Source organism: Streptomyces sp. NPDC048659 (assembly GCF_040650575.1).
Classification (GTDB): domain Bacteria; phylum Actinomycetota; class Actinomycetes; order Streptomycetales; family Streptomycetaceae; genus Streptomyces.
The window spans coordinates 66435-76953 of sequence record NZ_JBEZHM010000045.1 but is presented as its reverse complement, the minus strand read 5'-3'; the positions used below and the strand labels follow the sequence as shown (position 1 = coordinate 76953).

The following is a 10519-nucleotide window of genomic DNA, read 5'->3' as shown; positions in this document are numbered from 1 at the left end:
CGGGCGCACGCCCTCGTACTGGACGTACTTGGGCTTGTGCCCGGTGCGCCGAGAGTGCGTGCATGGCGTCGCGAGGCAGACGGGAGTGTGACGACAGGACCTAGGGTTGGCGCGTGCTCGTGGAAGTGAACGTGATCTTCGGGGCGGTCCTCGCCGTCCTGCTCGCCCTCGCCGCCGGGGTCGTCGCGCTGACCCGCCTCGGCCGCGCCCGCGACACGCTCGTCGCCGGGGCCCGCGCGGCGGCGCAACTCGTCGCCGTCTCCCTGGTGATCGGCTGGGTGGTCCGCTCGACGGCGCTGCTGGCCTGTTTCCTGCTGCTGATGTACGCGGTGGCGGTACGGACGGCCGGGCGGCGGATCGTCCCGGCGCCTGGCCGGGCCTGGCGGTGGGCGGCGGTGCCGATCGCGGCCGGTGTGGTCCCGGTGGTGTCGGCGCTCGTCCTCACCGGACTCGTACCGGCGCGGGGCATCACCCTGATCCCGGTGGCCGGCATCCTCATCGGCGGCGCGCTCACGGCGACCGTCCTCGGCGGGCGGCGCGCGCTCGACGAGATCAAGGGGCGGTGGGGGGAGGTCGAGGCGGGCCTGGCGATCGGGCTGCTCGACCGGGAGGCGCGGCTGGAGGTGGCGCGCGAGGCGGCCTCGGACGCGCTGCTGCCGGGCATGGACCAGACCCGGACGGTCGGCCTGGTCACCCTTCCGGGCGCGTTCGTCGGCATGCTCCTGGGCGGCGCGTCACCGCTGCACGCGGGCGCGGTCCAGCTCTTCGTCCTGGTCGCCCTGCTGCTGGTCCAGGCGGTCGCGGTCGCGGTGACGCTGGAGCTGGTGGCCCGGGGGAGGCTCGTACGGGTGTGAACGGCGAGGCCCCCGCCGGGTTCGGGCGGGGGCCTCGCGAAGGTCGGGCGAACGTCGGGCGGTGAGCGTCGGACGGCGAACGTCAGGCGTTGAGCGTGAGGCGGTGAACGTCGGACGGTGAGCGTCGGACGGTGAACCTCAGACGGCGAACGTCAGCGTGATCGTCCCGTCCGGCCCCGGCGTCACGGTCAGCCGGGTCAGGTCCTCGACGTGGACGTCCGGCGCGAAGGCGGCGGCGCGCGGGCCGACGCCCACCACCCGCATCCCGGCCGCGCGGCCCGCCTGGATGCCCGCCTCGGAGTCCTCGAAGACCACGCAGTCCTCGGGCGCGAAGCCCAGCTCGGCCGCGCCCTTCAGGAAGCCCTCCGGGTCCGGCTTGCTCGCGCTCACGTCCTCGGCGGTCACCCGGGTGGCCGGCATCGGCAGCTCCGCCGCGCCCATCCGCGCCCCCGCCAGCGCCTTGTCGGCGGAGGTTACGAGGGCGTGCGGCAGGTTCGCGAGCGCGGCCATGAAGGCGGGCGCGCCCGGCACCGGGACGACCCCGTCGAGGTCGGCGGTCTCCTCGGCGAGCATCACGCGGTTGTCGGCGAGGTTCTCCTCCATCGGCCGCTCCGGCAGCAGGACCGCCATCGTGGCGTAGCCCTGGCGCCCGTGGACGACCTTCAGGGTCTCGACCGGGTCCAGCCCGTGCCGCTCGGCCCAGCGCCGCCAGCAGCGCTCCACGACGGCGTCGGAGTTGACGAGCGTGCCGTCCATGTCGAGCAGGAGGGCACGTGCGGTGAGCGACGCCGGGGTGGTGGCAGCCATCGGGGATCTCCAGGAGGGATGGTCGGAGACGGGACAGAGCGGTCCCGCCCACCGGTCAGGGAGTGCGGGCGGGGCCACTTTGTTCATCCACGATACAAAAAAGGGGGCCTTTTGCGCCACTCGGCCTCGTTCCGCCCCGCCCGGCCCCGCTCTGGCACCGCTCTGGCACCGCTCAGCCCCTCGTCTCGGCCTCCAGCGCCCGCCGCGTGCTCGGCCCGTACACGCCCTCGGGGTCGTCGCCGATGTACTTGTACGACTGGTAGACCTCGACCGCGCGCTCCACCTTCCTGCCGAACTTCCCGTCCTCCGGGCCCGTGTACAGCCACAGCTCCCGCAGCCGCCGCTGGAGCTCCCGCACGTCGTTGCCCGAGTCGCCCAGGCTGAGCGTCGGCCCGTCCTGCTCCTCGGTCGCGCTCGGGCTCGCCGGGGGCGCGCTGGATGGCGTGGTGCCGGTCCTGGTGGGCGCCACGGCGACCGGGGCCGTCCGGGTGGGCGCCGCCGTGGTCCGCGCGGGTGTGGGGGAGGCCGATCCCGTCGCGGAGGGGCTCGCCGAGGTGGTCCGGGCGGAGGGGGAGGCGGTCTCCGACGGGGTGGCCTCGGTGCTCGGCGCCTCGGAGACGGCGATGTTCTCGGACGCGCTGGTGGTGACCTCGGGGACGCCGGCCCGGTCGTCCTTGTCGTCCCCGCCGATCAGGGCGGCGGCCATGACCGCCGTGCCGACGACGGCCGCGGCGACCACCCCGGCGACGGCGAGCGCCCGCCCCCGCCCGGACCGCCGACGGCCCCCGTCGGGGTCGTACGCGAGGGTGTGCGCGGCCCCCAGATCGTGCCCGGAGCCGTGCCCGGAGCCGTGCTCGGGGCCGTAGGCGGGGTCGTACGGGGGGATGAGCGCGGTGGCGGGCCCGCCGTCGTCGTACGGAGGCACGGAAGGCGGCACGGCCCCGGCGCCGTACGGAGGTACGGGCGCGGGCGCGGGTACGGACACGGGCGGGCGTCCCGGCAGGGGAGCCGCTCCCGGTCCCGCTCCCGCTCCCGCCCCGCCCGCCCGTACCCCCGGCAGCAGCAGCGGCATCGTCTCGGACGGGTCCGCGCCGGCCCGGGGCGCCGGGACCTCGGCGGGCAGCGGCCCGGCCAGGGGCGCGGCCGGAGGGGCCGGGGGCGTGGGCACCTGGTCCGGGAGGCGGCCCGGCAGGGGGTCGGTCAGCGGGTCCGGGGCGTCCGTCGGGCCCAGGGACACGTACGGGCGGATCCGCAGCGGGTCGAAGTCCTCCGCCGCGGCCACCTCCGCGGCCTGGGCCCGGGCGCGGGCGCACGCGCAGTCGGGTCTGTGTACACCGCATTCAGGACAGACGTGTCCGGACATCGCTGGGTCCCTCCCCGGGTTCAACTGCGAGCGATTATGCAGCCCGCCCGCCCCGCAGAGGGGAACGGCTGTGCCCTTCCTCACGTCCTCCGCAGGCCATACCAGGGCAAAGCAACCAGGATGGAGGGGTACGGAGGGGGACGAACCCCCAGCGGCCCGGCCGGAGGAGACACCCATGGCCCAGGAAGTACGCGCGCCGCGCGCCGGCGGAGGCCCCGCGCCCGGGGAGGGACAGAGCCACCGCACCGTGCTCGTGGCGATCGGCGCGCTGCTGCTCGGGATGCTGCTCGCCGCGCTCGACCAGACCATCGTCTCCACCGCCCTGCCGACCATCGTCAGCGAGCTCGGCGGCATGGAGCACCTGTCGTGGGTGGTCACCGCGTACATGCTGGCCTCGACCGCCGCGACCCCGCTGTGGGGCAAGCTGGGCGACCAGTACGGGCGCAAGAAGCTGTTCCAGAGCGCGATCGTGCTCTTCCTCATCGGCTCCGCGCTCTGCGGCCTCGCCCAGAACATGCCGCAGCTCATCGGCTTCCGCGCCCTCCAGGGCCTCGGCGGCGGCGGGCTGATGGTGCTGTCGATGGCGATCGTCGGCGACCTCGTCTCGCCCCGCGAACGCGGTCGCTACCAGGGCCTGTTCGGCGCCGTCTTCGGCGCCACCAGCGTGCTGGGGCCGCTGCTGGGCGGGCTGTTCACCGAGCAGCTCTCCTGGCGCTGGGTGTTCTACATCAACCTGCCCATCGGCGTCGTCGCCCTCTTCGTCATCGCCGCCGTGCTGCACATCCCGACCGGCGGCACCCGGCACACCATCGACTACCTCGGCACCTTCCTCATCGCCTCGGTCGCCACCTGCCTGGTCCTGGTCGCCTCGCTCGGCGGCACCACCTGGGCCTGGGGCTCGCCCCAGATCATCGGGCTCGCCGTGCTGGGCGCCGTGCTGCTGGTCTGGTTCGTGTACGTGGAGGGGCGGGCGGCCGAACCGGTGCTGCCGCTGAAGCTGTTCCACATCCGGACCTTCAGCCTGGTCTCCGTCATCAGCTTCATCGTGGGCTTCGCGATGTTCGGCGCGATGACGTACCTGCCGACGTTCCTCCAGGTGGTGCAGGGCGTCAGCCCCACCATGTCCGGCGTCCACATGCTCCCGATGGTCCTCGGCATGCTCCTCACCTCGACCGGCTCGGGCCAGATCGTCTCCCGTACCGGCCGCTGGAAGGTCTTCCCGCTCGCCGGGACGGCCGTCACGGCCCTCGGTCTGGTCCTCCTCCACCGGCTGACCGAGTCCAGCTCGACGTGGGAGATGAGCGTCTACTTCTTCGTCTTCGGCGCCGGACTCGGCCTGGTCATGCAGGTCCTGGTGCTCGTCGTGCAGAACGCGGTCTCCTACCAGGACCTGGGCGTCGCGACCTCCGGGGCCACCTTCTTCCGCTCCATCGGCGCGTCCTTCGGTGTTGCGATCTTCGGGACGCTGTTCACCAACCGGCTCACCGACAAGCTCGAAGCCGCGCTCGCCGGGCAGCAGTTGCCGCCGGGCGCGGACGCCGGGGCGATCGCCGCCGACCCGCGGGCCATCGCGGCCCTCCCACCGCAGCTCCAGCCCTCCGTGCTGCACGCGTACGCCACGTCCATCACCGACGTGTTCCTGTACGCGGCGCCGGTCGTGCTGATCGGGTTCGTCGTCGCCTGCTTCCTCAAGGAGGACCGGCTGCGCGGCGCGGTCACCGCGCCGGACCCCAGCCAGACGCTGGCCTCGAACCCGGTCGAGCGCTCCTCGCGCGACGAGTGCGCGCGGGCGCTGTCGCTGCTCGGCTCGCGGGCGGGACGCAAGCAGATCTACGAGAAGATCACCGCGCGCGCCGGGCTCGACCTGATGCCCGCCGCGAGCTGGCTGCTGCTGCGGGTGCGCCGGCACGGCGCGGTGGAGCCCGCCCGGCTCGCCGAGGCCACCCCCGTACCGCTGCGGGCGATCACGGAGGCGGCCCGGGAGCTGGAGGAGCGGCGGCTGGTGGCCAGGGAGGGCCTGGACCTGGTGCTCACCGAGGAGGGCGCGCAGACGGCCGTGCTGCTCGCCAAGGCGCGCGAGGACTCGCTGTCCGACCTGCTCGGCGACTGGTGGGGGCCGGACCGGCCGACGGACCTGGTGAAGCTGGTGGAGGAGCTGACGGCGGAGCTCGGCGGCTCGGACGGCGAACGCCCCCGCTCGCCGGAGCCCCCGGGCGACCACCGCCACCCCTGAGGGCCCGGTTCAGAGCTCCTTGCCGTACCAGATCTCCCTGTACGGCCCCGAGCAGTACGCCGGGATCTCGGCGTACCCGTGCCGGGTGTACAGCGCCCGCGCCTCGACCAGGTCGAGGCGGGTGTTGAGGACCACGCGGCGGGCCCCGAGGCCGCGGGCGGCGTCCTCCAGGCCGCGTATCAACGTGCCCGCGCCGCCCTTGCCGCGGAAGGCGTGCCGCAGGAACACCCGGGTCAGTTCGGCCCGTTCGGCGTCGAGCAGCAGGACCCCGCCGCAGGCGGCCGGGACGCCGTCGTGGCGGCCCACCAGGAACTGCCCGGTCGGCGGGGTCAGCAGCTCGGCCCCGTCCCCGGCCAGTCCCTCGTCGATCTCCGCCCCGGTCGCCGGGCGCTTCCAGTAACGCCCCGCGACATCGCCGTAGTAGGCGCGGCGCAGGGCGGTGGCGTCCCGGGTGGTGACGGGCTCGGGGGCGAAGGTCCAGGTCATGCGCGCCATTGTGCGGCGCGCACGACCTGGGGCGCAGCCGGGTTTCCCGGCACGGCGCGGCGCTCCGAGAGGGCCTTCCGCCGTGCCCTCTGCCATGCCTTCGGCCAGGCTTCCGCCGGGCCTTCCCTCACGCCTTCGGCGCCGCCGTCTGCACGACCTCGAAGGACCACAGGGTGGAGCCGCTCGCGGCGGGCTTCGGCCGCTCGGCGCCGCCCTCGCCGCCGGAGGTGCCCTGGTGGGCGGCCTTCATGGACCCGTTCATCCAGTTCTGGAAGTCCTCCTCGCTGCGCCAGCGGGTGTAGACCAGGTACTGGTCCGTCCCCTCCAGCGGGCGCAGCAGCTCGAACCACTCGAACCCGTCCGACCCCTCGACGGCCCCGGCCCGCGCGGCGAACCGCTGCTCCAGGACCTCGCGCTGCTCGGCGGGCACGGTCAGTACGTTGATCTTCACGACGCTGGGCACATGACACCTCTCGGAAAGCACAGGCCGGGCACTGCGCCGGGCCTTGATCACATGCCTGCAGTCTCGTACATCCACCGGTCGGAGCGGCGTGAGGACGGCTCCCGGGGACCGCCCGTGGCGCGCGGCGGCCGGCCTGTCGTACCGGAGTGCGACAATCCGTCCGTGGCGGAGGAGCTTTGGCGTTGGTATCGGGGTCGCCTGGTGGTCGGTCCGTTCAGGCCGTTCGACCCGGGCGAGTGCGCCGCGCTGGAGCGGGAGGTCGGGCTGCCGCTGCCGGCCGCGTACCGCTCGTTCCTGGAGGCGGCCGGTGGGGAGAGGCTGGACTACTCGGTCCGCCTCCCGGCGTGTGAACCGGAAGCGGTCCAGGGCTTCGACGAGCTCTACGGGCTGGGCCGTGACGACGCCGGCGCGTACGGCTGGGGAACTCTCCTGGGCGAGTACCGGCGCAGTCGCGAGGGAGGGCTCGCCGAGAATGTGTCGCTGACCGGCCTGCTGCCCATCGCCCGCGACGGCGGAGGCGACACCCTCTTCCTGGACCTGAACCCGGCCACGCACGGCCGGCTGCACGCGTTCGTCCGCGCGGTGCCCCTCCCCGGCTATCTGGGCCACCACGTCTTCACGAAGGTGGCCGAGGACTTCGACACGTACCTCGACGGCCTTTTCATCGACCCGGACCAGGCGGAGGACGCGTGGGCCGACGTCGCCGCGTGCGATCCCTCGGATCCTTGGCGGCGGACCGTCGAGGAATGGCTGGGCGGGGAACGGGGGAGCGGGTCCCGGCACGCACCGGGCCTCGACGGAAGCGGCACGTCGCTCGCGTAGGGCCCGGTGCGCCGGCGCTGCCGCGCGAGGCCACGGCGTCGGTGAAAGGCGGGGCGTGACCGGCTCCGGTCAGTCCGTCACGCGGGCGATCAGCAGGCCGTCGTAGCCCTTGGAGCCGACCGTCTGGAAGGCGGTGGCGTCGAGGCGGGGTTCCTGGGCGATCAGGTCGAACATCGCGCGGGTGCCGGTCACCGCCGGGTCGTCGGGGTGGGGGGTGGCGACCCGGCCGCCGCGGACCACGTTGTCGACGACGATCAGGGTGCCGGGGCGGGACAGCTTCAGGGCCCAGGTGACGTAGTGCGGGTTGTTGACCTTGTCGGCGTCGACGAAGACGAAGTCGAAGGGGCCCGCGCCCTCTTCGGCGAGGAGGGGGAGGGTGTCCAGGGCCGCGCCCGTGCGGACGTCGACGAGTTTGTCGAGGCCCGCGTGGGCGAGGTTGGCGCGGGCGACGTCGGCGTGGGCGGCGGAGTACTCCAGGGTGGTCAGCCGGCCGTCGGCGGGCAGCGCGCGGGCCAGCCAGATGGTGCTGTAGCCGCCGAGGGTGCCGATCTCCAGGACGTTCCTCGCGCCCTGCGCGCGGACCAGGAGGCTGAGCAGTTTGCCCTGGTTGGGGGCGACGGCGATCTCCGGGAGTCCGGCGGCCGTGGAGGCGGCGAGCGCGGCGTCCAGGGCCTCGTCGCCGGGGGCGAGCAGTTCGGTGAAGTAGGCGTCGACGGCGTTCCATTGATCCTGTTCGTTGCTCATGGCGCCGAACGTACACCCCCCGCCGAGGGGGAGGCGGGGGGTGCACGGGGCGTGGTGCGGTGTTCAGGCCACCGTCACGCGGAGTTCCTTGATGCCGTTGAGCCACGCCGCGCGCAGCCGGCGCGGGTCGCCCGCGAGGGTGAGGTCGGGGAGTTCGTCGGCGAGCGCCTCGAAGATCAGCTCGATCTCCTTGATGGCCAGGGACTTGCCGAGGCAGAAGTGCGGTCCGCCGCCGCCGAAGCCGAGGTGCGGGTTGGGGTCGCGGGTGATGTCGAAGGCGCCGGGGTCCTCGAAGACCTCGGGGTCGAAGTTGGCGGAGGAGTAGAAGAGGCCGACCCGGTCGCCCTTGCGGATGCGCTGCCCGCCCAGTTCGGTGTCCTGGGTGGCGGTGCGCTGGAAGGAGACGACCGGGGTGGCCCAGCGCACGATCTCCTCGGCGGCGGTCGCGGGCCGCTCGCGCTTGTAGAGCTCCCACTGGTCGGGGTGGGTGAGGAAGGCGTGCATGCCGTGGCTGATGGCGTTGCGGGTGGTCTCGTTGCCGGCGACGGCGAGGAGCAGCACGAAGAAGCCGAACTCGTCGGAGGAGAGGTTGCCCTGCCCCTCGGCGGCGACGAGCTGGCTCACGATGTCCTTGGCGGGACACTCCTTGCGGGTGGCGGCGAGGTTCATCGAGTAGCCGATGAGCTCCATGGCCGCCTCGGCGCCGATCTCCTCGGTGATGGCGTACTCGGGGTCGTCGTACGCGACCATCTTGTTCGACCAGTCGAAGATCCGGGCCCGGTCCTCCTGCGGTACGCCGATGAGTTCGGCGATCGCCTGGAGCGGCAGCTCGACGGCCACCTTGGTGACGAAGTCGAAGCCCCCGTCCTTCGCGGCGGCGGCCTTCGCCTCCTCGACGATGGCCCGGGCCCGGTCGCGCAGGGCGGTCTCCAGGCTCCGGATGGCGCGCGGGGTGAAGCCGCGCTGGACGATCTGGCGGACCCGGCTGTGCTCCGGCGGGTCCATGTTGAGCATGATCAGTTTCTGGACCTCGATCTGGTCCCGGCTGATGTGCTCGTTGAAGCGGATGACGGCGGTGTTCTCGTTGGAGGAGAACAGCTCGGGGTGGGTGGAGACGTACTTGACGTCCGCGTGCCGGGTCACCGCCCAGTAGCCCTCGTCGGCGAAGCCGGTGACGCCGGGGGGCTGGGCGCACCACCAGACGGGCGCGGTCTGCCGCAGCTGGGCGAACTCCGGATGAGGGATCCGGTCCTGGAGCAGATCGGGGTCGGTGGCGTCGAACCCCTCGGAGAGGTGAGGGCACGGCATCGGCAACACGTCCTTGTCTGACGACCCATCAGAAGTTGCCGGGAAAGGTAGTGACGAGTTCTGCAAGAGGCAAGGCGTGACGCCGGAACTGTTGCGTTCCGGACCCTTGCGTACCCGCGGTGGCAGTCATAAGACTGCACACAGAACTAGAACGCGTACCAGTTCCGGATGTGAGTCCGCACCGGGGTGCCGGGACACCCCGGGGGCGGGCGAGGAGAGGACGAGCTCATGGCCGCGGAACCCGTCATCGTCGAAGCCGTACGCACCCCCATCGGCAAGCGCGGAGGCGCGCTCGCCAACCTCCACCCCGCCTACCTCCTCGGCGAGACCTACCGCGAGCTCCTCGGCCGCACCGGCATCCACGCCGACTGCGTCGAACAGATCGTCGGCGGCACGGTCACCCACGCCGGCGAGCAGTCCATGAACCCCGCCCGCACCGCCTGGCTCACCATGGGCCTCCCGTACGAGACCGCCGCCACCACCGTCGACTGCCAGTGCGGCTCCTCCCAGCAGGCCAGCCACATGGTCGCCAACATGGTCGCCGCCGGGGTCATCGACATCGGCATCAGCTGCGGCGTCGAGGCCATGTCCCGCGTCCCGCTCGGCTCCGGCTCCAAGCACGGCCCCGGCAAGCCCTGGCCCGACGAGTGGAACGTGGACCTGCCCAACCAGTTCGAGGCCGCCGAACGCATCGCCCGCCGCCGCGGCCTCACCCGCGAGCGCGTCGACTCCCTCGGGCTGCTCTCCCAGGAGCGGGCCGCGACCGCCTGGTCCGAGGAGCGCTTCAAGCGCGAGACCTTCGCCGTCCAGGTCCCCACCACCGAGGCGGAGCAGTCCGCCGGGCACGGCATGTGGCGGCTGGTCGACCGCGACGAGGGCCTGCGCGACACCAGCATGGAGGGCCTGGCCCGGCTCAAGCCGGTCATGCCCACCGCGATCCACACCGCCGGGAACTCCTCCCAGATCTCCGACGGCGCCTCCGCGATCATGTGGGCCTCCAAGCGGATGGCCCGCGCCCTCAAGCTGCGCCCGCGCGCCCGGATCGTCGCCCAGGCGCTCGTCGGCGCCGACCCGCACTACCACCTGGACGGGCCCGTCGACGCGACCCGCGCGGTGCTCGGCAAGGCCGGGATGTCGCTCAAGGACATCGACCTGGTCGAGATCAACGAGGCGTTCGCCTCCGTCGTGCTCAGCTGGGCGCAGGTCTTCGACCAGGACCTGGAGAAGGTCAACGTCAACGGCGGCGCCATCGCCCTCGGGCACCCGGTCGGCGCCACCGGCGCCCGGCTCATCACCACCGCCCTGCACGAGCTGGAGCGCACCGACAAGGAATTCGCCCTGATCACCATGTGCGCGGGCGGCGCGCTGGCGACCGGGACCATCATCCAGCGGCTCTGAGCCCGCCGCCGACGGACCCCGGCCCCGGGCCCGGGGCCCCG

10 protein-coding genes are annotated in these 10519 nt (G+C 73.2%); 4 read left to right on the top strand and 6 right to left on the bottom strand.

Features of this window, described 5'->3' with window-relative positions; all coding sequences use genetic code 11:
- Window positions 1-113 precede the first annotated feature (113 nt).
- A complete protein-coding gene (locus AB0C99_RS28760) occupies window positions 114-854 on the top strand; it encodes an ABC transporter permease (RefSeq protein ID WP_362480976.1) in 741 nt (246 codons plus the stop codon).
- Window positions 855-992: 138 nt separating this feature from the next.
- Here the strand turns inward: AB0C99_RS28760 and AB0C99_RS28755 are convergent, their stop codons facing one another.
- Window positions 993-1661: an HAD-IA family hydrolase gene (locus AB0C99_RS28755; RefSeq protein WP_362480973.1), complete on the bottom strand. Its 669-nt coding sequence runs from the start codon at window positions 1659-1661 to the stop codon at window positions 993-995.
- Window positions 1662-1833: 172 nt separating this feature from the next.
- Entirely contained in the window at window positions 1834-2943 is a 1110-nt protein-coding gene (locus tag AB0C99_RS28750; protein WP_362480970.1) for a peptidoglycan-binding protein, read from the bottom strand.
- A 256-nt stretch (window positions 2944-3199) separates the two neighbouring features.
- Between AB0C99_RS28750 and AB0C99_RS28745 the strand changes: the two genes are divergently transcribed.
- The gene (locus AB0C99_RS28745) at window positions 3200-5257 is read left to right on the top strand and encodes an MDR family MFS transporter (RefSeq protein WP_362480967.1); all 2058 of its coding nucleotides are present in this window, start codon (window positions 3200-3202) and stop codon (window positions 5255-5257) included.
- Between the two features lie 9 nt (window positions 5258-5266).
- Here AB0C99_RS28745 and AB0C99_RS28740 read toward each other — a convergent pair whose 3' ends face one another.
- Together AB0C99_RS28740 and AB0C99_RS28735 are read right to left on the bottom strand one after the other, a co-directional pair.
- Window positions 5267-5752 carry a GNAT family N-acetyltransferase gene (locus tag AB0C99_RS28740; RefSeq protein ID WP_362480964.1) on the bottom strand — a complete coding sequence of 162 codons (486 nt, stop codon included), beginning with the start codon at window positions 5750-5752 and terminating at the stop codon, window positions 5267-5269.
- 118 nt (window positions 5753-5870) lie between these two features.
- The gene (locus AB0C99_RS28735) at window positions 5871-6194 is read right to left on the bottom strand and encodes an antibiotic biosynthesis monooxygenase (RefSeq protein WP_362480961.1); all 324 of its coding nucleotides are present in this window, start codon (window positions 6192-6194) and stop codon (window positions 5871-5873) included.
- A gap of 213 nt (window positions 6195-6407) precedes the next feature.
- On the opposite strand from AB0C99_RS28735, the gene AB0C99_RS28730 reads away from it, so the two are divergent.
- Entirely contained in the window at window positions 6408-7028 is a 621-nt protein-coding gene (locus AB0C99_RS28730) for an SMI1/KNR4 family protein (RefSeq protein WP_362480958.1), read from the top strand.
- Window positions 7029-7097: 69 nt separating this feature from the next.
- Here the strand turns inward: AB0C99_RS28730 and AB0C99_RS28725 are convergent, their stop codons facing one another.
- Together AB0C99_RS28725 and AB0C99_RS28720 are read right to left on the bottom strand one after the other, a co-directional pair.
- A complete protein-coding gene (locus AB0C99_RS28725; RefSeq protein ID WP_362480955.1) occupies window positions 7098-7772 on the bottom strand; it encodes an O-methyltransferase in 675 nt (224 codons plus the stop codon).
- A 63-nt stretch (window positions 7773-7835) separates the two neighbouring features.
- Window positions 7836-9080: a cytochrome P450 gene (locus AB0C99_RS28720; protein WP_362480952.1), complete on the bottom strand. Its 1245-nt coding sequence runs from the start codon at window positions 9078-9080 to the stop codon at window positions 7836-7838.
- A gap of 228 nt (window positions 9081-9308) precedes the next feature.
- Between AB0C99_RS28720 and AB0C99_RS28715 the strand changes: the two genes are divergently transcribed.
- Window positions 9309-10478, top strand: a complete 1170-nt coding sequence (locus AB0C99_RS28715; protein ID WP_362480949.1) for a steroid 3-ketoacyl-CoA thiolase — start codon at window positions 9309-9311, stop codon at window positions 10476-10478.
- The last annotated feature ends 41 nt before the right edge of the window (window positions 10479-10519 follow it).